Consider the following 21,187-nt stretch of genomic DNA (forward strand, 5'->3'; position numbering starts at 1 on the left):
CTCAAGAAATCTACGTTTCTTAAATCTAAAACAACAAAATAGGATGAATAAAAATATATATATTTTACTATTGGTATTTAGCATATCAATACTTACAAAGGCACAGCAAGCTCCTGCTTCAAAACAATCAAAATCTATTTTAATTCTAAATGCAACAGCACATTTAGGAAATGGCGAAATAATCGAAAACAGTGCTATAGGATTTGTAGAAGGCAAAATTACATTAGTGGCAGATGCCCGATTAATAAAACTAGCTCAAGGAGCGTATGATATTACCATTGACGCCAGCGGAAAACACGTATATCCAGGATTTATAGCGCCCAATTCTACCTTGGGCTTAGTCGAAATAGATGCCATAAAATCTTCTGATGATGAAAGCGAAATAGGAAATATGAATCCTCACGTAAGAAGTATTATTGCCTATAATGCTGATTCAAAAGTAATTGAAACCATTAAACCAAACGGAATTTTGATGGCGCAAATTACCCCACGTGGCGGAAGAATTTCAGGCACTTCATCCATCGTTCAGCTTGATGCCTGGAACTGGAAGGATGCACTGATAAAAGAAAATGATGGGATTCATCTTAATTTCCCTTCTAGTTTTAAAAGAAGTGGTTCCTGGTTTGAACCCGGAACAATTGAAGCAAATAAAGACTATAGCAAACAACACTCAGAGATAACTACTTTTTTGACTAGCGCAAAAGCATACTTAGCAGATAGCCCCAAAGAAAGAAATTTGATTTTTGAGGCTACAAAAGGATTGTTTGACGGAAATCAAACCTTATTCATACACGCAAATGAAGAAAAACAAATTATTGATGCTATACAAATGGCAAAAGAAAATGGAGTTAAAAAAATAGTAATTGTTGGTGGTTATGAAGCGTATAAAACGGCTGACTTACTTCAAAAAAATAACATTGGAGTATTATTAAAAAGAGTGCATGATATGCCTGAAAATGAAGATCATGACATTGATTTACCGTACAAAAACGCTAAATTATTGACAGATAAAGGCGTTGTTGTAGGCTTGGAAAACAGTGGATCCATGGAGCGTATGAATACCAGAAACTTACCTTTCCTGGCCGGAACATGTGCTGCTTATGGACTTGACAAAGAAAAAGCGCTACAACTAATAACCTTCAATACCGCCAAATTATTAGGGATCGATAAACAATGTGGTACTTTAGAACAAGGAAAGGATGCTACCTTATTTATTTCTGAGGGTGATGCTTTAGACATGAGAACGAACAAACTAACTAATGCTTTTATTCAAGGCAGAATGATCAGTCTTGAAACACACCAAACAAAAATGAACGATATTTATAAAACAAAATACAATCAAAAATAACAAATACAATGGGACTATTTAACGCCATCCTGGGCAATGCCTCTGAAGTAAACATTAAAGATGTTGCTACTGAATTTGAGCCAATCCTAATTGATGGAGAAACAATCGAAAAAGCATATAAATTAATTCGGGATATGTTTGTTTTCACCAATAAAAGATTGATTCTGGTCGAAAAACAATTGGTTGGAACCAAGGTTGATTATATGTCAATTCCGTATTTGAGTATCAAAAAATTCTCTAAAGAAAGTGCTGGAATATTAGATATGGATGCCGAGTTGAAAATTTGGTTAAACAATGACGCAACCCCAATTGTAAAACAATTTGGTAAAGGTGGTAATAACATTAATGAAGTTTACAAACTTTTAAGCAAACATCTTTTAAAATAAGGAGATCCTTTAGTTTTTGAAAAATGCATCACTTGTAGCTATACAATTGGTGCATTTTTTATATATCAAATTTTGTCTTAATGCTAAGTGCATTAAAATTCCCAGATTGGAAGTCTAATTTTTCACCACAAGACCCCAAGTATTCACTAAATTGGTAATTTTATTTAACTAGATTTTAATAAAAAACAAATTTTATCTTTAAAATATAAAATACCCATAAAAAAATAGGGGTTAGATTGTAAAAATAATAAAAATAAAACATTAATATACTTTACTATAGGGGCATGTTGAACAATTTTATATTTTTATAAAAATTTAAAACTGAAAAACGATGCGAAAAATTATTCTAAGTGTGATATTGATCACGATTTTGGTATTAACCCTTTGTTCAAATTATTTCTTAGCCGAAAGTCCAGCTCCTACAGAAGCAGTAAAATTTGATACCGGCGATACCGCTTGGATGATCGTTGCAACTGCACTTGTATTAATCATGACACCCGGTTTAGGTTTCTTTTACGGTGGAATGGTAGGTAAAAAAAATGTCATTAGTACCATGCTTCAAAGCTTTATGGCAATGATAATCGTTACCGTGTTGTGGGTTGTCATCGCTTTCGGATTATCTTTTGGTCCAACTATTGGAGGAATAATAGGGAATCCAATTCCAAATTTATTTTTTCAAGGCGTAAATACAAATACATCTTGGGGTCTAGCTCCAACAATTCCATTTATGCTCTTTGCCTTATTTCAAGCAAAATTCGCCATCATTACACCCGCTTTAATCACCGGCGCTTTTGCAGAACGAATTCGTTTTTGGGCGTACTTACTATTTATGGTTTTATTCATACTGCTCGTTTATACCCCGCTGGCTCACATGACATGGCATCCAGATGGTATTCTCTTTAAAATGGGCGTATTGGATTTTGCTGGTGGAACTGTAGTTCATATGAGTGCTGGTTGGGCTGCTCTGGCTGGTGCCATTTTCTTAGGCAAAAGAAAAGCAGAAAAAGGAAATCCCGCACGTATAACATACGTAATGTTAGGTACCGGATTGTTGTGGTTTGGATGGTTCGGGTTCAACGCAGGTTCCGCTTTAGGAGCTAATGGGCTTGCCGTACAAGCACTGGGGACAACTACTATTGCTGCTGCTGCTGCTGGAATGGCTTGGGTATTTCTTGATAAAATTCTTGGTCATAAATTGTCGGCAATGGGAGCTTGTATTGGTGTAGTGGTCGGATTAGTTGCCATTACTCCTGCAGCTGGTTTTGTTAGCATTCCTCATGCTTTGTTCATAGGAATTTTTGCAAGTATTGTGAGTAATCTGGTGGTTAGAAGTTTCCACAAATGTAAAATTGATGATGCTTTAGATGTATTTGCCTGTCACGGTGTAGGTGGCATCATTGGGATGCTTTTGACAGGTGTATTTGCTTCAAAATCAATAAACGCGGCCGTTGGTGATAACCAAGGACTTATTTTTGGAGAAACAACATTATTCTTAAATCAATTATTTGCTATGGTTGTCGTTTCCATATTTGCATTCTCAATGTCTTATTTCCTTTTCTATATTGTAAACAAAATAACTCCTCTAAGAGTAAGTGAAGAAAAAGAAGAATTAGGCTTAGATATTTCGCAACACGGTGAATTTCTATAAATCTTCGGTATAAAGTTAGAGACGCTCTGAAATTTCAGAGCGTTTTTTTGCTCTTATCCGTTCTAAATACCTATAATATACAAAGCAATTCTTATTCTTTAAACAATAAACTAAAAACTTTAAAAATAGCGTAGTACATATTAATTTTAGCCTGCATACTTTAAAACTAAAATCCCAATCTTTAAAAAAAAGATTGGGATTTTAGTTTTAAATATAGTCGAATGCTTTTATGGCGCACAACCCGATTGCCGTTTTATTTTAAAACAGTACATTCAATTTTAGAGTCGTTATAAATCTTGTGCGTTTGTTTCTTAAAATCTTCAGGTTTTGCATAAAAGATATTGTCAACAAATGTCTGTGGATTCAAATCTATAAATGGAAACCACGTACTTTGAACCTGAATCTGGATTTTGTGTCCTTTTTTGAACGTATGAAATACATCTTGTAACTTAATATTAACTGCTGTTTTCTCATTGGCTACAAAAGGTTCTGGTTTTAAAAAACTATTCCTAAAACGGCCTCGCATAACTTCACTTCGTACCATCATGTGGTAATTACTCATCTTTAAATAAGGAGCTACCTCTTTTGTCTCCGGTTCGTTATTTGGGAAAACATCAATCACTTTTACAATCCAATCCGCATCAGTTCCTGTAGTAGAAACTTGTAATTTAGCCAAGATTGCTCCAGCTAATGTGGTATCATCATTCAATACTTCTGTTTCAAAAACAATCACATCCGGACGTCGTGCAGCAAAACGCTGGTCATCGGTCATGTATTTCCTTGGCGTAAGTCCGTTTTGTTTAATATCCTCCGAATAGGGTACCGGTTTCTTAGGATCACTAATAAATTCTTCAAAAGAAATATTTTGCTTAGCCAATTTTGTCAATTTACTCCCTTGCAAAAAGAAATCTTGTTTTTCAGTATTTACGGGAGGCCAGGCATCATAGGTTTTCCACTCTTTTCTTCCGGTGTCAAAAACATAAGCTTCAGGCAATTTATTAGCTCCTTTTCCATTATTTTTCAAAAAATGTCGGAAGAAATTAGATTCAATATTTTTTTGATAAAAACCAGAAATACTATCTCCAAAATTAATATTACCAATCACTTGCTTTGCTGAATTCCTAGCCCAATCACCATGACTCCAGGGTCCCATAACAATTGTGTTGTAGTTTTTACTGCTCTTTTCTATCGTACTGTAGGTATTCAAAGGACCGTATAAATCTTCGGCATCAAACCAACCTCCTACTGTCATTACCGCTGGTTTAATATTATTCAAATGCTGTAAAATTCCACGCTTTTGCCAAAAATCATCGTAACTGGAATGGTCTTTCAGCTGTTGCCAAAACTCATTCTCTTTTCCATAATATTTGTCTAAATTAGAGAGTGGTCCTGCATCCAGGAAAAACTGATAATCATCGTTTGTACCCGCATTCGTAAATTTGTACCAAGGTTCCGTAGTACGTTTTGTTTTTTGAGGGCCAAATAACGGAGTGACTTTCCAATAACTCAACAAATACGCTCCATTGTGATGAAAATCATCAAAAAAGAAATCAGCGATACATGCCTGAGGCGAAACGGCTTTCAAAGCTGGATGATTACTCAATAAAGAATATGTAGCGTAAAAACCTGGATATGAGATTCCCCAAGTTCCAACATTTCCATTATTGTTAGCCACATTTTTCACCAGCCACTCTATCGTATCATAAGTATCCGAAGCTTCATCCGTATCTTTCTTGCCTTTTTTATTTGGAATAAAACCACGCATGTTGTCATACAAACCATCACTCATGAATCGTCCTCGAACATCTTGATAGACTACAATATATCCTTCTTTCATCATCGTTTCACTGGGAGAAATGCTTTTCTTGAACTGATTTTCTCCATAAGGCCCCGAGTTATATGGTGTTCTTTGCATTATAATTGGATATTTTGTAGAAACATCTTTGGGAGTATAAATGGCAGTAAACAACTCTACTCCATCACGCATTTTAATATGCACTTCCTTTTTAGTATAATTTTCAGACACATAATTGGCTTTATTGTCTTGGGCAAACAGAACTGCACCAATAAAAAAAAGCGAAATACCTAATAGTTTTTTCATGAATTTTTTTGAGTTAAAATAATTTTTAAAGATAAAAAATCTCTTCGAATATTGCATCCATATTCCTTCTTTTTTGAAATTTATGAATTTTAGTTTATCAAAAAAACACCAAATATGTTAAAAAAAATAATCGTTTTTAGGATCTTTTTAAAGAAAACTGCACGGTCAGATTGGCATTTTTCATCAAAAATTTCATTCGATTTTACTTCTATAAAACCAATACTATTAATGCAAAAAGTGGCCGTTATTTGTTGCAAAAAAGACAATATCTGCATTTTAAAAGGATTTTTTAGATAATTTGCCTTACATTTGTAAAATACCAAATTATTTTTTGTGGTTAATAAAGTCTTTTTTTTGCACTTTTAACCCAAAGCTAAGATCCCTTATTTTAGAAAATATTCTAAAAAAAATCATCTTTTTTTTGCAGTTTACTGCACCTTTTGCCTTTTGGAAAAATTCCATGTACAGGCTATTAAATAATCGAAAATTAATAATATGCACCTAATAGATTATGCAATCTTTGTTGTTTACATGCTGGTTATGCTAGGCGTTGGCGTTTATTTTTTCAATAAGAATAAAACCGCGGAAGATTTTTACGTTAGCGGAAGAAATATGAATAGCTGGCACATTGGTTTATCCGTTGTAGCCACAGATGTAGGTGGTGGATTCTCAATAGGATTGGGCGGTCTGGGTTTTACGATGGGAATATCCGGTTCTTGGATGCTGTTCACCGGACTGCTGGGCGCTTGGCTGAGTGCTGTTTTTCTAATTCCAAAAGTAAGTGCATTAGGACATAAATATAAGTTTTTCACTTTTCCCCAAATATTTGATCATTTTTATAATGCTAAAGTAGCGCTACTGGCCGGAATTATTTCGGCTATTGGATATCTTGGATTTACAAGTTCTCAGGTTTTGGCTGGAGCCAAATTAGCTTCGGCAACCATAGAAGGACTTAATTTACAAACAGCGCTAATTGTAATGGGACTTATCGCGGTAATTTATACGGCTATTGGAGGATTAAAAGCCGTTATTTATACCGATACAATCCAGTGGTTAGTCCTTATTGGCGGATTGGTTTTTATAGGAATTCCAGTTGCCTACAATGCCGTGGGAGGGTATGAGGCGATCAAGACTACCCTGGCACCTGAATATTTATCACTGACCAATGTAAAATGGTATCAGATTTTAAACTGGTCCATAACCATTATACCCATTTGGTTTGTAGGAATGACTTTATACCAGCGGATTTATGCTAGCAAAGGAGAGAAAGAAGCTAAAAAAGCATGGTTGATTGCGGGTGTTTTTGAATGGCCTATAATGGCATTTATGGGAGTGATTCTGGGAATGCTGGCTAAAGTGGCTGCAAACAAAGGAATGTTTGACGGTATTACAGATGCAGCCAATATGGATAGCGAAATGGGATTGCCTATTTTACTGGCCACCATACTCCCCGTTGGATTAATGGGGCTGATGCTTTCTTCCTATTTTTCGGCCATACTTTCTACCGCGGACAGCTGCTTAATGGCAGCTTCCGGAAATATTGTCACTGATATTATTGCTAAATTTTCAAAAAAAGAATTGAGTCATAAAAAAGAGCTTCGGCTCTCACAATTGGTCACCTTAATTGTAGGTCTTCTTGCTATTTTAATTGCTTCCCAAATGCAAAATGTACTGGAACTGATGCTCTACTCTTATGCTTTTATGGTGTCGGGCCTTTTCGTTCCGGTAATAGGCGCTTTATTTTGGAAGAAAAGCCATCCAACAGCTGCTTTTTGGAGCATGTTATTTGGGGGTGCCACCACAATCCTGCTAATTGTTACAGAGAATAAACTACCTTTAGATTTAAAATTACCGGAACATTTAGATGCAAACCTTTATGGAATAAGTATTTCTCTTATTTTATTCGTTACAATATCACTTTATCACCATAACAAAAAAGAAAGACAAAATGGAATTCAAACAAATTAATGACACAACCGGAGAAGATACAATTTATACCAATCAAATTATAGCATTATTCCTTTATACCCATTTAGAACAATATGGAGATACGATTGAAGACATTCGAAAATGTATTGATTACGTTATGAATCCTACAAAAGGAGGCAACATTGTAGTGGGAATCGAAGATCAAAAAATCGTAGGAGTTGTCATCTTGAACAACACGGGAATGAAAGATTTTATTCCTGAAAATATTTTGGTATACATTGCCGTGGACAACAGCCAACGGGGAAAAGGGTTTGGAAAACAATTGATGCAAAAAGCAATATCAATTGCCGAAGGAAATATTGCCCTGCATGTAGAACCGGATAATCCTGCCAAAAAACTATATGAAAGCTTAGGTTTTACCAATAAATATTTGGAAATGCGCCTCATTAAATAATCCAAAATGGAAAACTCAAACCCGTCCATCGAGACACTTGTACGGTTACGAAAGGAGCTTCACAAACACCCAGAGGTTTCGGGTAAAGAAAATCAAACAGCAAAACGCGTCCTATCTTTTCTCGAAAATTACCCTCCGGATGAATTGATTACCGGAGTAGGAACAACTGGTGTGGTTGCAATTTATAAAGGTAAAAAAAATGGAAAAACAGTATTATTCCGATGTGAATTAGATGCTTTGCCAATTGAAGAAACGAATCGTTTTGAACATCGTTCACTAATTGATGGTGTCTCACACAAATGCGGACATGATGGACACATGGCTATTCTTTGTGGTTTGGCAGCTGAATTGCATCAGAACAAACCGGACTCTGGAACCGTCATTTTGCTGTTTCAACCGGCTGAAGAAGATGGTAGTGGTGCTCAAAAGGTGTTTTCAGATACTAAATTCACTTTGATTCAACCTGATTACGTCTTTGCGCTGCACAATTTACCAGGGTTTCCAATGCATCAAATTGTAGTAAAAAACGAAACTTTTACCTGCGCCGTAAATAGCATTATCATAAAATTAAAAGGAAAAACAGCCCATGCCGGTGAACCTGAAAGAGGAATTAATCCTACTCTGGCAATAGCCGCCATTATCAATCAATTTAATGCTACTATTCAGACCGATATTACCAAAGAAAACTATTGCCAGATAACTCCCATTTATACCAAAATAGGTAAAAAAGCATATGGTGTAGCAGCTGGTGCGGGAGAAATTCATTTTACAGTACGAAGTGATAGCAATTTACAGATGAGAAAGATCGAAATAGCTTTAGAAAATGCAGCCCAATCAATCGCAAAAGAATATCAACTGAAGTGTAAAACGCAATGGACACAAAGTTTCCAAGCCAATGAGAATGACAAAACTGCTGTAGCATTCATCAAAAAGGCAGCAGAAATTAATGGTTTTGAACTATTCGAAAAAGAGAAACCATTCACTTGGGGCGAAGATTTTGGTTTGTTCACACAGCACTATCCCGGCGCCATGTTCGGACTGGGAGCTGGGGTAAACACTGCCGCACTACACAATCCTGATTATGATTTTCCTGACGAAATTATAGCAACTGGAGTGGCTGTTTTTCATCACATCAGCAAACAAATTACAAATGCACACTAACTCAATAATAGAGCTTAATCGCTCCGCGTATCAAAAGAACATCGATTTTCTAAAAAAGATCTTTGGAAAAAAAGTACTGATTTCCTCTGTCGTAAAAGGAAATGCGTATGGTCATGGAGTACAGCCGTTTGTGGCTATGGCTTTTCAATGTGGTGTAACTCATTTTTCTGTTTTTGATGTTCAGGAAGCCAAAGTCGTAAAAACAACACTACAGGACAAAGCAACTATTATGGTTATGGGACTCGTTCAGGATGAAGATATGGAATGGGTAATCAAAAATGATATTGAATTTTTTGTCTTTGATAAAACTCGACTGACGAAAGCTATGAAAACAGCTAAAAAACTCGAAAAAAAAGCAATTCTGCACATTGAAGTAGAAACCGGAATGAACCGAACTGGTTTTGACAAAAACGAACTGAATACTGTTATTACTTTTTTAAAGAGAGAAGAACAACATCTATCTTTCAAAGGGCTTTGTACTCATTATGCCGGGGCCGAAAGTATCGCTAATTATTACAGAGTGGATCAGCAAATCAAGAAGTTTGAAGAAATTTATGCCTTTTTTTGTAAAAATGATCTGAAGCCACAAATGAGACATTCTGCTTGCTCTGCAGCATCAATAATGTTTCCACAAACCAGAATGGATATGGTGCGAATCGGAATAATGCAATACGGATTGTGGTCCAGTCCGGAAGTATTTGTTACCTATCTCAATTCTAAAAAAAATAAAATAGATCCGCTGCAACGCGTTATCACTTGGAAAAGTGCTATAATGAGCGTAAAGAAAGTAAATATTGGTGATTTCATTGGGTATGGAACCAGTTTTATGGCCAAAAGAAAAATGAAAATTGCTGTTATCCCTATTGGTTACTGCCACGGATACAGTCGCTCGTTGAGCAACCAAGGTCGTGTACTTATTCATGGACAACGCTGTATTGTAGTGGGTTCCGTAAACATGAACATGATGACTGTCGATGTTACTGATATCGACATGGCAAAAAAAGAAGATGAAGTGGTCTTGATAGGCACACAAAAAGAGCTATCCGTTTCTGTAGCTTCCTTTAGTGATTTCAGCAACCAACTCAATTACGAATTATTAACTCGGATTTCCAAATCAATTCCACGTAAAATCATAGAATAATGGCTTTTATAAAACTATATCGCAAAAAACTTGAAGAAAATTATGCCTTTCTGGATACTATTTTTAAATCCAGAAATATACAATGGGGAGTGGTTTCCAAACTATTGTGTGGAAATAAAATTTATCTCAAAGAAATCATCGCTTTAGGAGTACGTGAAATTCATGATTCCAGAGTAAGTAATTTGAAAAAAATTAAAGCCTTGGATCCGGAAATTCAAACCGTGTATATTAAACCACCTGCTAAACGAAGTATTGAAAGTATTGTGCGGTATGCTGACATCAGTTTTAATACTGAAATCTATACCATACAATTACTTTCAGAGGAAGCCGTAAAACAAAACAAGACCCATAAAATCATCATTATGATTGAAATGGGAGACCTTCGTGAAGGTGTAATGGGTGAAGAATTGATCGACTTTTATGGCACAATTCTAAAAATGCCTAATATTGAAATCTCTGGAATTGGTACCAATTTCAATTGCCTTAGCGGTGTAATGCCCACGCAGGACAAATTGATTCAATTGAGCTTATACAAACAGCTAATTGAAGCTAAATTCAATATCAGTATTCCATTTGTCTCCGGAGGAACTTCTGTTACTGTACCGCTACTCCTAAAAAATGCCCGACCAATGGCCGTGAATCATTTTCGAATAGGGGAAGCCCTATTTTTCGGGAAAGATTTGTTTACAGGAAATACCATAGAAGGAATGCACAATGATGTTTTCAAATTATACGCTGAAATCATCGAAATTACAGAAAAACCAAATACACCAACAGGGGAGTTAGGCGAGAATGTAGCCGGAAACTCCTTTTCGATGGATGCTGTCACTGATTTAGGCGATACTTCCCTTAGAGCTATTCTAGACATTGGTTTGTTAGACATGCAACCACAATACATCGAATCTGATGATACGGATATCACTATAGTAGACGCCAGTTCTGACATGCTGGTTATAGACATTTCAAATTCTAAAAAAAATTATAAAATTGGGGATTTAGTGGCGTTCAAAATACGATACATGGGCGCATTGTACCTTTTAAATTCTGCTTATATCGAGAAAATAATCGAATAAAAGGCAATTTTATACCCTACCTTGTATACGCATCTCACGCATCAAAACCGAGTAAATTAAGTCTATAGTATTAAATATAAACACAAATTACACGAATTTCCACGAATTGAATCGTAGGAATTAGTGCAATTCGTGTTTAATATTAGATCTAGTATTTTTCCAGACGTACCTGTTATTCTACCTTTTTAAATCTATCAATTCCTTCTCTTAACCATCCTTTGTAGGCATTGATATCTGAGTTATAACTTTCTGGTTTATCAGACAGCATATTCTCTTCTACATCTAAAACAATGTAATACGGTTGCGCATTGGCTTTGTACCTTGTAATTTGGAAATCGCTCCATTTATTACCCACGCTTACAATTTCTTTGCCCGTTTCTTTAGATACGTATTGCTCACTTTTTGGCAATTCTCTTTTATCATCAACATATAAAGATATTAAAACCACTTCTTCTTGTAATATTTTTAAAATCGCAGGATCTGACCACACATAATCTTCCATTTTTCTACAATTCACACAGGCATAACCCGTAAAGTCAAGTAAAATAGGTTTGTTTACTGATTTGGCATAAGCCAATCCTTTTTCATAATTATCAAAAGCAATAAGATCATGTGGCCCTAAATGTGCGCCTTCCGGCAAAATTTGGGCAGATGCATTTGAGCCACCTTGGGAGTTTCCTACTCCGTAAGGACTTTCGCTATAGGTCATTGGCGGCGGGAAACCAGAAATTAATTTTAATGGCGCTCCCCAAATCCCAGGAATCAAATAGATGGTAAAGGCCAAAACTACTAATCCAAAGGACAGTCGTCCTACTGAAATATGTGTCATCGGGCTATCGTGCGGCAACGTAATTTTTCCGAATAAATAAAAGGCCAATGTTCCAAAAATAGCGATCCATATTGCCAAGAACACTTCTCTTTCCAAGAAATGCAATTGCAAAACCAAATCAGCATTCGACAAAAATTTAAATGCCAAAGCCAATTCTAAAAAGCCTAAAACTACTTTAACTGTATTCAACCAACCACCGGATTTTGGCAATGAATTCAACCAACCCGGGAACATCGCAAACAACATAAAGGGTAAGGCTAGAGCCAATGAAAACCCAAACATACCCACAATTGGAGCTATTCCGCCTTTAGAAGCCGCTTCGACTAATAGGGTTCCTACAATCGGTCCGGTACACGAAAACGAGACAATCGCTAACGCCAAAGCCATGAATAAAATTCCAACTATCCCACCTCTATCCGCTTGATTATCCACTTTATTTGCCCAAGAATTAGGCAGCATAATCTCAAAACCACCCAAAAATGAAGCTGCAAAAGTGACTAACAAAACAAAGAAAATAATATTGAACCAAACATTCGTGGACAACGCATTCAGCGCATCGGCACCAAAAATCCACGTCACTAAGAATCCTAAAACCACATAAATGAATATGATAGCTACTCCATAAATAATGGCATTACTAATCCCTTTTGCTTTTGTTTTGCTTTGTTTAGTAAAAAAACTGACTGTCATAGGAATCATTGGGAAGACACAAGGCGTAAGCAATGCGGCAAATCCAGATAAAAAAGCAATGAAGAAAATAGACCATAATCCTCTTTTTGTAGCTGGTTCAGAGTCTAGAGGAACGACTTTTTCAGGAGTAACTGTTTCTTCGTTATTTACATCCGGACTTACAGCTGCTGTATCAACTTTAGCCGTATCTATCACCGGTAAAACGGGGACTACAGCAGCTATTTCTGCTATTTTTGATGCCGAAGGAATTTTAAACGTAAAATTCTTCTCCATGTTAATACAAACATCTTTGCACACCTGGTAATTGAAATCGACTTTAATTTCAGTCAGCTTAGGATTTGTTAGTGTAATTTCCTGCTGGATTTGACCTTTCTTTTCGAAGAATGTTTCGTTAACTTCAAATATATCATTGTAAGCGGTTCTCGTTTTACTTTCTTTGGCTTTGCCCACTAAAGTGAAGTTTCCTTTTTGATTTTTGAAAATGATTTCCAGTGGCAACGGCCCTCCGTCTGGAGTAAATTGAGAATACAAATGCCAATCCTTTTCTATAACAACATTAAAAGTAAGAATATAATTAGTGTCCGATTTTTTTTCTATTTTTGTTGTCCATTTGGCGGGATCCAGAATCTGGGCATTTCCATTGGCAAAAGCCAAAAAAGCAATAAGTATAAATAGTAATTTCTTCATTATTCTGATTGTATTTTAAGTATATTTTTAGTTGTGTTGTCTATTCTAAAGCGTTCATCCTGACGTAGACCAATTATCCAGACTATTTCATCATTCGAACATAAAAGCCAAGAATTTTCTTTTTCTAGCAAGGATAATTTTTCATCTTTAAAAAACTTGCTCACTTTCTTTGACTTACCGTTCATCCCAAAAGGCTGAAAACTATCGCCTTCGTTCCAATGGCGTAAAATTAATGGATACTGCACTTTATCACCATCTACAAAGATAGTTTTATTTGAAACGATACCAATGTCGGCTACTTTGCAAAACGTAAGATTTAAGGGAATATTAACTTCTTTTTGATTTTCATCTATAAAATATTTGTCCTTTACATTTACGAAATTTATCGGACTTAGGATTAAGTAATCCCTGTCTTTTAATACTCTATATTCTGGAGAAAAAACATGTTTCCCAGATTGACTATCAACCAAATCATAAATATCATCCCAAGCTTTGAATCCAAATTCTTTCAGCCATTGGTACAAATAAGATTTGTAATTGGGTAATTTTTTTAGTTTTTTTAAATCAAAATAAATAGTCTCATTCTCTTGCTTTACCACTTGCTGATAAATCATAATTGAAGCATCTTCAGCCATAACTTGCGCGTCTTGCAAATACAGTTGTGTTTTGTGAAACGAGGAAAGAAAATTAGAATTCAATTCTTTTAACATCGGAACCAGATGATGCCGAATTTTATTCCGAAGGTATTTATCGGATGCATTACTGCTGTCCTCGCGCCATTTAATGTTATTTAATTTGGCATAATCTTCCATTTCTTTTTGGTTAAAGGCCAAAAGTGGGCGAATTACTTTATCGTTCTGCTCCGGAATTCCTGTCAAACCTTCTAATCCTGTTCCACGACTCAGATTGATTAGGAACGTTTCCAAATTATCATCGGCATGATGTGCTGTGAGAATATAATCGAATTTTTCAGTCTCTAATAACTCATAAAACCAGTTATATCGCAACTCGCGGGCTGCAACTTGTGTCGAAATTTTATAATCTTCAGAAAAAGCTTTGGTGTCAAATTGTGTTATAAATACTGGAATAGCATTTGCCGCAGCATATTCCTGGACAAAATTTTGGTCTTCAAAACTTTCCATTCCACGCAATTGAAAATTACAATGGGCCATTCCTATTGTATATTTCAATTGCTGAAACAAATGCACCAATACCATACTGTCTTTCCCGCCACTTGTAGCAAGAAGTATTTTTTTTCCGTTCAAGAACTGGAAATTATGAAGAAGATGGTTTTGGAATTTCTGTAGCATATTCAAATTTAATTCATTCATTTTGATTTAACTTAAAACTTCTCGCATCGCTTTTGCTTTAAGCAAACATTCTTCATACTCCTTTTCAGGAATTGATGGCGACGTGATAGCGCTTCCAACTGAAAAAGAAACATATTTTTTTTCTTGATTGTACAAAATGCTTCGGATAACTACATTAAAATCGAAATCACCATTTGGTGTAAAATACCCCACAGCACCGCTATATAAACCGCGTTTTGTTTCTTCGAGTTTTTCAATTATTTTCATCACCGAAATCTTTGGTGCACCCGTCATACTTCCCATTGGGAAAGTTGTTTTTAAAGTATCTACTATAGAATAGTGCGCCTCTAACTTTGACGTAACCGTTGATATCATCTGATGCACTTGCAAAAAAGAATAAATTGTACACAACTCTTGTACTTCAACGGATCCTTTTTGTGCTGTTCGAGACAAATCATTGCGCACTAAATCCGTAATCATAATATTTTCGGCTCGTTCTTTTGGGTCTAAAGCCAATTGCATTTTCGATTTTTCATCTTCAATTGGGTCTGAAAATCGTTTTGCAGTTCCTTTAATCGGTTGCGAAATAATAAGTTCTCCTTCTTTCCTTAAATAACGTTCCGGTGTCGCCGAAAGTAAAAAGTGATTGTTGTTTTTAAAAAAAACGGCAAATGGCGGCTGAGAAATTTCGTTGAGTTTTATAAATTTTTCTATGGGATCAATCGTTGCATTTTCAGCAAAAAATTCCATACAGAAATTGGCTTCATAAATATCGCCCTGATGAATGTGTTCCAATATTTTTGAAACTTTTTGAAGATAATTCTCTTTCGGAATCCGTTGTTGGATCGTTATTTGTGAATTTTGAACGCTCAACGCTGAACACTGAACACTAATTTCTTTAAAGTCTGCCTCCACTTCCTCCACACACATATTGAGATATTGAATTTCGAGTTGATTTCCTTTCAATAAAAACAGTTTCTTAGGTTGGAAAAAATACAAATCCGGAAAATCCAGCCCGTCAAAATTAGCAGATTGCAACTGCTCAATATCATTTTTTAAATCATACGATAAATAACCAAAAAGCCAGTCTTTCGTATTTTGCTGGTACTGTTTCAAATCCTCAAAGGCATTGTAAACATCTGTTTTGATGGAGGTAAAAGCATCTACGGCAAGAATACAATCGCAACTGGAGTACTGTTGCGGATACTCATTACTATCCATAAAAACAACTTCACGAAATTGTTGTGACCAAAGTAAAAGTTGTTGTTTGAACAATTTTGAATCAGAAATAGACTTATAAATTGAAGTTCTCAAAAAGTTTTAATGTTTAAAAATTCAAAATTACAACAAAAAAAATTCTTCAATAACTGGTTATGCTAAAATTAGCTTATTTTTTTGTAAATTTGGTAGTGCGTGATCAATTTTGGATTTTTTTAATCGTTTAATCATTCCCGTTATGGCTTCAAAAATTTTCCTTAATTTAGCAGTTAAAGACCTTAAAAAATCCATTGTTTTTTTTACACAACTCGGATTTTCTTTCAATCCTCAATTTACTGATGAACAAGCCACTTGCATGATTACAGGAAAAAACATTTTTGTGATGCTGCTTACTGAGCAACGATTTAGAGACTTTACCAAAAAAGAAATTTGCAATGCCCATAAAAATACCGAAGTATTAATCGCAATAGATGTTGAAAGCAAAAAAAAAGTGGACGAAATAGTACAAAAAGCGATATTTGCGGGTGGTACAACGTATATGGAGCCACAAGATCACGGATCGATGTATGCCCATGGTTTTGCGGATTTGGACGGACACCAATGGGAAATTATGTGTATGGATGAACGTGCAATTCCCCAATAATTATTCTCAAATATGTAACCAATAAAACCATATACTATGAAAATTGTAATTATTATTATCCGAACTTTAATTGGAATTTTGCTTCTTTATGCATCAATTAGTTTTTTTCTGAAACTAGCTCCAGAACCGGAGGTTACCGGAAATTTCAAGGCTTTTAATGTGGGCTTGGTTGCCTCTACTTACATTATGCCATTAGCCAAGTCTATTGAGTTGTTATGTGGCCTAGCCTTTTTGACAGGGCGTTATGTTACTCTTGCCAGTATTTTGATTTTACCAATAACCATCAACATTTTATTCATAAATTTTTTCTTGTCTCCAGAGGGAATTCCTACTGCCCTTTTCTTATTCTTGGGAAATATGTTTCTAATTTTTAACCATTGGAACAATTATAAAAGTTTATTTATTGCTAAAGACTAAATAAGTGCACCTCATAACAAAAAAACCCGCTCAATGTAGCGGGTTTCTTTATTCTAAAGCAAAAATTTATTCTTTAATTACACATGCAACGCTCTATTGTCAGTAGCGGCTAGTGCTGCTTCTTTGATCGCTTCTGCAAATGTTGGATGAGCATGAGACATTCTGGAAATATCTTCAGCAGAGGCTTTGAATTCCATTGCAACTACTGCTTCAGCAATTAAATCCGCACAACGAGCCCCAATCATGTGAACGCCTAGTACTTCATCTGTTTTTGCATCAGCAAGAATTTTTACAAATCCGTCTAAATCTCCACCAGCTCTTGCGCGTCCTAAAGCTTTGAAAGGAAAACTTCCTGCTTTATACTCAACTCCGGAAGCTTTCAATTGCTCCTCTGTTTGTCCTACAGCAGCCACTTCTGGCCAAGTGTACACAACTCCGGGAATCAAATTATAATCGATATGTGGTTTTTGACCTGCTAATATTTCAGCCACCATGGCTCCTTCTTCTTCTGCTTTGTGTGCTAACATTGCGCCACGCACCACATCGCCAATTGCATAAATAGTAGGAACTGAAGTTTGCAAATGATCATTTACTTCTACCATTCCTCTATCTGAGATTTTCACACCTGCTTTATCAGCATTTAATCCGTCAGTATACGGACGACGACCTACAGAAACTAAGGAATAATCCCCTTCCAGCGTAATTGTTTCTCCTTTTGTATTTTCAGCTTGAACTACAACGCCTTCACCATTTCGTTCTACGGATTTCACTTTGTGTGAAACATAGAATTTCATGCCTTGTTTTTTTAATACTTTAGTCAATTCTTTAGACAATGAAGCATCCATTCCAGGAATAATTCGGTCTAAATATTCTACAACAGAAACTTGTGATCCCAATCGCAAATACACTTGACCTAATTCGATCCCGATAACTCCACCACCAATAATTACTAAATGTTTTGGTACTTCTTTAAGTTTCAATGCTTCGGTAGAAGTGATGATTCTTTCTTTATCAATTTTGATAAAAGGCAAAGAAGATGGTTTTGAACCTGTAGCGATAATGATGTTTTTGGCTTCGATAGTTTCAGAAGTTCCGTCTGCTTTTGCCACCGCAACATGCGTAGCATCAACAAATGAACCCAATCCTTCCAGAACTGTAATTTTATTTTTGTCCATTAAAAATTTCACACCACCAGAAGTCTGATCTACAACTGCTTGTTTGCGCGCAATCATTTTTTCAAGGTTTACTTTTACTTCCCCGGAAACTTCAATTCCGTGATCTGCAAAATGTGCAATTTCACTGTAATGATGAGAAGAAGCAAGCAGTGCTTTTGAAGGAATACAACCAACATTGAGGCAAGTTCCTCCAAGAGTGGAATATTTTTCGATAATTGCTGTTTTAAAACCCAGTTGTGCACAACGAATTGCTGATACATATCCGCCTGGTCCAGAACCTATAATGACTACGTCAAATGAACTCATAGTATTTTTTTTTATTGTGTTTTTATAAAATGTTCCACAAAATTAAGGAATTAAGTTTTGTTTGAAGTTTAATTCAGAAGGTTTTTTGTTATGAAAATGACATAACCAATATTCATCAAAAAATTATTTATGGCTTTTTAGAAGGATCTCTATAAGTATGAAAATCAGAGTAAATAATAATTTCATCATTAAATACTTCATAAATAATTACAAAAGGGAATTTTTTAAAGGATAATTCTCTGAAAAACGGTTCTTTTTTTAGTGGGAATAGTTCAGGATTCATTTTTAATATTTTTAAATATCCTTTCAGGTAAACAAAAAAACTTTCCCTAATCCCTTTTTCTACTTTTATAAATTTCAATAGCCTCAATTATTTCAATTTCTGCTAATTTTGAAATAACTATTTTAAAAACCATATTTAGCATTTAATTGCTTCTCCAAATCTTCCCAAGAAGTTGATAAACTATTCCCGGAATGATAGACGGTTCTGGCTTCTTCCACTTTTTGATACTGATTATCCGAAACTAGGGAAGCTTTTTCTCAGTTTAAAATAGCGTCAAATATTCCTTCCAAAACGACTAATTTTGAATCATCCTGGATAAGTTTTCCAAAATTCACAATACCCTTTTGTCTAATTTCTTTAGTTTTCATGGAGCAATTGATTTATTCTAAATTTAATGACATTAAAACAATCAACATTTATATATCAACGACAGTCGTGCTTTTTACTTCGCTAATCATAAATGTGCTGTGCGTACTTCCTATATGTTGTAATGTCGTTAGTTTCGTTACTAAAAACTCTCGATAAGCTTCCATATCTTTTACCACAATTTTCAGGATATAATCATAATCACCGCTCACATGATGACATTCTAAAACTTCTTTTAGTTTCACCACTTCACTTTCGAACTTCGTGAGAAACTCTTTGGTATGCTGTATCAATTTGAGGTGACAAAAAACCACAAATCCTTTCTCGGCTTTGGAGCGATTAATCAACGCAACATACTTGTCAATAACCCCTTCTCTTTCTAATTTTTTAATGCGTTCATAAACGGCAGTAACGGAAAGATTGAGTTTTAAGGACAATTCTTTGGTTGTTTTCTTACTATCATTTTGTAATAAAAAAAGTAATTTTTTGTCTGTTGAATCTAATGTCATTGTGTTGCAAATTTCAAATTGATAGATAATCTATAAAAATCCTGATTACCGAACTAATTTAGTGAAAAAAATTAATTATTTAGTGTTATATAGTTTTATAATCTAATAAAACTACAGACTATTGATTTTTAATCTTAAAATATTTTGTTTTGAATAGGATTTCTTGACATACCGGAATGTCCAAGCCCTGATAGCAACGGCATCCTTTTACTTTTTTCTTTAAAAAGTAAAAGATAGAGTGAATAGCAGGAATAGCTTCAAATAACAATAAAAAATAATTATGAAAAATTTCAATCCCGCAGACAACATTCAGGATTTGCAGTACTTTGGCGAATTTGGTGGTGTGAATCCCTCTATTTCTGACTCCTCAACCTACACTTTTTTATCGGCAAAAACGATGTTCGATACTTTTGAAGGCAATATGGAAGGCTGTTATTTGTATTCACGTCATTCCTCGCCGAGTAATTTATACCTGGACAAAGCCTTGGCAGCCATGGAAGGCACGGAAACAGCGAACGTTTCGGCATCCGGAATGGGAGCGATTACGCCTACTTTGTTGCAATTGTGCGGTTCCGGCGACCATATTGTTTCTAGCAGAACCATTTATGGCGGAACGTATGCATTCCTGAAGAATTTTACACCTAGATTAGGTATCAAAACCACATTTGTTGACATCACAAAACTTGAAGTTGTAGAGGCTGCTATTACTGCTGAAACTAAAGTTTTGTATTGTGAGACGGTGAGCAATCCTTTATTGGAAGTGGCTGATATTGAAGGTTTATCAAAAATTGCAAAAAGACATAATTTGAAATTAGTTGTTGATAATACTTTTTCGCCACTATCCGTTTCGCCTGCTAAATTAGGAGCTGATATTGTGATTCACAGTTTGACAAAATACATCAACGGAAGCAGTGATACGGTGGGCGGAGTAACATGCGCCTCTCAGGAATTTATTGATAGTTTAAAAAATGTAAACAGTGGAGCCAGCATGTTATTGGGGCCAACGATGGATAGTCTGCGATCTGCCAGTGTGATGAAAAACTTGCGTACGCTGCACATCAGAATGAAACAGCACAGCCATAATGCGATGTATCTGGCGGAACGTTTTGAAAAAGACGAAATCAAAACAGTCTATCCGGGGTTAAAAAGCCATCCCAGTCATGAGATCTATAAAAGCATGATTAATCCTGAATATGGTTTTGGCGGGATGATGACGCTGGATGTTGGAACTTTGGTGAAAGCCAATGCTTTGATGGAGTTGATGCAGGCCAAAAATCTAGGGTATCTGGCGGTGAGTTTAGGCTTTTATAAAACCTTATTCAGCGCGCCGGGAACCTCAACTTCCAGCGAAATCCCTTTGGAGGAACAAATTGAAATGGGATTGACAGACGGTTTGATTCGGTTTTCTATCGGATTAGACAATGATATTGAAAGAACGTATCAAAGTATGAAGGTCTGTATGATGGAATTGAATCTGCTAAAATAAGGAGCCATAGTCATAGAATGATTATCC

Annotated in this window: 18 protein-coding genes; 11 read left to right on the forward strand and 7 right to left on the reverse strand. The window is 35.5% G+C overall.

All coding sequences use genetic code 11. The features are described from left to right. The first annotated feature begins 43 nt into the window (after positions 1 to 43). From EKL99_RS12545 to EKL99_RS12555, 3 genes are all read left to right on the forward strand, one after another. Positions 44 to 1,348 (forward strand): amidohydrolase family protein, encoded by a 1,305-nt coding sequence (locus EKL99_RS12545; RefSeq protein WP_126462562.1) that lies wholly within the window; start codon positions 44 to 46, stop codon positions 1,346 to 1,348. An 8-nt stretch (positions 1,349 to 1,356) separates the two neighbouring features. Further along, positions 1,357 to 1,734 carry a PH domain-containing protein gene (locus EKL99_RS12550; RefSeq protein WP_126462565.1) on the forward strand — a complete coding sequence of 126 codons (378 nt, stop codon included), beginning with the start codon at positions 1,357 to 1,359 and terminating at the stop codon, positions 1,732 to 1,734. A 331-nt stretch (positions 1,735 to 2,065) separates the two neighbouring features. Next, on the forward strand, positions 2,066 to 3,382 hold the full coding sequence (locus EKL99_RS12555) for an ammonium transporter (protein ID WP_126462568.1): 1,317 nt from the start codon (positions 2,066 to 2,068) through the stop codon (positions 3,380 to 3,382). A gap of 253 nt (positions 3,383 to 3,635) precedes the next feature. On the opposite strand, the gene EKL99_RS12560 is transcribed toward EKL99_RS12555, so the two are convergent. After that, positions 3,636 to 5,483 carry a CocE/NonD family hydrolase gene (locus tag EKL99_RS12560; RefSeq protein WP_126577061.1) on the reverse strand — a complete coding sequence of 616 codons (1,848 nt, stop codon included), beginning with the start codon at positions 5,481 to 5,483 and terminating at the stop codon, positions 3,636 to 3,638. Positions 5,484 to 5,978: 495 nt separating this feature from the next. On the opposite strand from EKL99_RS12560, the gene EKL99_RS12565 reads away from it, so the two are divergent. From EKL99_RS12565 to EKL99_RS12585, 5 genes are read left to right on the forward strand one after another with little or no spacing between them, the layout of a single operon-like run. After that, positions 5,979 to 7,451 (forward strand): sodium:solute symporter, encoded by a 1,473-nt coding sequence (locus EKL99_RS12565; protein ID WP_126462574.1) that lies wholly within the window; start codon positions 5,979 to 5,981, stop codon positions 7,449 to 7,451. Beyond that, on the forward strand, positions 7,432 to 7,866 hold the full coding sequence (locus tag EKL99_RS12570; protein WP_126515464.1) for a GNAT family N-acetyltransferase: 435 nt from the start codon (positions 7,432 to 7,434) through the stop codon (positions 7,864 to 7,866). Before EKL99_RS12565 ends, EKL99_RS12570 begins: the two co-directional genes overlap by 20 nt. A gap of 6 nt (positions 7,867 to 7,872) precedes the next feature. Then, positions 7,873 to 9,027, forward strand: a complete 1,155-nt coding sequence (locus EKL99_RS12575; RefSeq protein ID WP_126577062.1) for an amidohydrolase — start codon at positions 7,873 to 7,875, stop codon at positions 9,025 to 9,027. Next, positions 9,017 to 10,168, forward strand: coding sequence for an alanine racemase (gene alr, locus EKL99_RS12580; RefSeq protein ID WP_126577063.1), 1,152 nt, complete (start codon positions 9,017 to 9,019; stop codon positions 10,166 to 10,168). The genes EKL99_RS12575 and alr overlap by 11 nt, the downstream gene beginning before the upstream one ends. Continuing rightward, entirely contained in the window at positions 10,168 to 11,241 is a 1,074-nt protein-coding gene (locus tag EKL99_RS12585) for an alanine/ornithine racemase family PLP-dependent enzyme (RefSeq protein ID WP_126462586.1), read from the forward strand. The genes alr and EKL99_RS12585 overlap by 1 nt, the downstream gene beginning before the upstream one ends. A 172-nt stretch (positions 11,242 to 11,413) precedes the next feature. Here the strand turns inward: EKL99_RS12585 and EKL99_RS12590 are convergent, their stop codons facing one another. From EKL99_RS12590 to EKL99_RS12600, 3 genes are read right to left on the reverse strand one after another with little or no spacing between them, the layout of a single operon-like run. After that, positions 11,414 to 13,447: a thioredoxin family protein gene (locus EKL99_RS12590; RefSeq protein ID WP_126577064.1), complete on the reverse strand. Its 2,034-nt coding sequence runs from the start codon at positions 13,445 to 13,447 to the stop codon at positions 11,414 to 11,416. After that, entirely contained in the window at positions 13,447 to 14,757 is a 1,311-nt protein-coding gene (gene tilS, locus EKL99_RS12595) for a tRNA lysidine(34) synthetase TilS (protein ID WP_126462665.1), read from the reverse strand. The genes EKL99_RS12590 and tilS overlap by 1 nt, the downstream gene beginning before the upstream one ends. 27 nt (positions 14,758 to 14,784) lie before the next feature. Continuing rightward, complete coding sequence (locus EKL99_RS12600; protein WP_126462592.1) at positions 14,785 to 16,071, reverse strand: anthranilate synthase component I family protein; 1,287 nt, start codon at positions 16,069 to 16,071, stop codon at positions 14,785 to 14,787. 142 nt (positions 16,072 to 16,213) lie between these two features. Between EKL99_RS12600 and EKL99_RS12605 the strand changes: the two genes are divergently transcribed. Together EKL99_RS12605 and EKL99_RS12610 are read left to right on the forward strand one after the other, a co-directional pair. Then, positions 16,214 to 16,618, forward strand: a complete 405-nt coding sequence (locus EKL99_RS12605) for a VOC family protein (RefSeq protein ID WP_126462595.1) — start codon at positions 16,214 to 16,216, stop codon at positions 16,616 to 16,618. Positions 16,619 to 16,654: 36 nt separating this feature from the next. Further along, entirely contained in the window at positions 16,655 to 17,035 is a 381-nt protein-coding gene (locus EKL99_RS12610; protein WP_126462598.1) for a DoxX family membrane protein, read from the forward strand. A 77-nt stretch (positions 17,036 to 17,112) separates the two neighbouring features. On the opposite strand, the gene lpdA is transcribed toward EKL99_RS12610, so the two are convergent. The 3 genes from lpdA to EKL99_RS12620 form a co-directional block, all read right to left on the reverse strand. Beyond that, on the reverse strand, positions 17,113 to 18,516 hold the full coding sequence (gene lpdA, locus EKL99_RS12615) for a dihydrolipoyl dehydrogenase (protein ID WP_126554111.1): 1,404 nt from the start codon (positions 18,514 to 18,516) through the stop codon (positions 17,113 to 17,115). Between the two features lie 127 nt (positions 18,517 to 18,643). Continuing rightward, a complete protein-coding gene (locus tag EKL99_RS14460) occupies positions 18,644 to 18,799 on the reverse strand; it encodes a hypothetical protein (RefSeq protein WP_156063275.1) in 156 nt (51 codons plus the stop codon). A 416-nt stretch (positions 18,800 to 19,215) separates the two neighbouring features. After that, on the reverse strand, positions 19,216 to 19,674 hold the full coding sequence (locus tag EKL99_RS12620; protein WP_126462604.1) for an Lrp/AsnC family transcriptional regulator: 459 nt from the start codon (positions 19,672 to 19,674) through the stop codon (positions 19,216 to 19,218). Between the two features lie 280 nt (positions 19,675 to 19,954). Between EKL99_RS12620 and EKL99_RS12625 the strand changes: the two genes are divergently transcribed. Then, the gene (locus EKL99_RS12625) at positions 19,955 to 21,160 is read left to right on the forward strand and encodes an aminotransferase class I/II-fold pyridoxal phosphate-dependent enzyme (RefSeq protein ID WP_126577065.1); all 1,206 of its coding nucleotides are present in this window, start codon (positions 19,955 to 19,957) and stop codon (positions 21,158 to 21,160) included. Positions 21,161 to 21,187: the final 27 nt, after the last annotated feature.

The organism is Flavobacterium sp. ZB4P23, from assembly GCF_003970375.1.
Taxonomy (GTDB): domain Bacteria; phylum Bacteroidota; class Bacteroidia; order Flavobacteriales; family Flavobacteriaceae; genus Flavobacterium.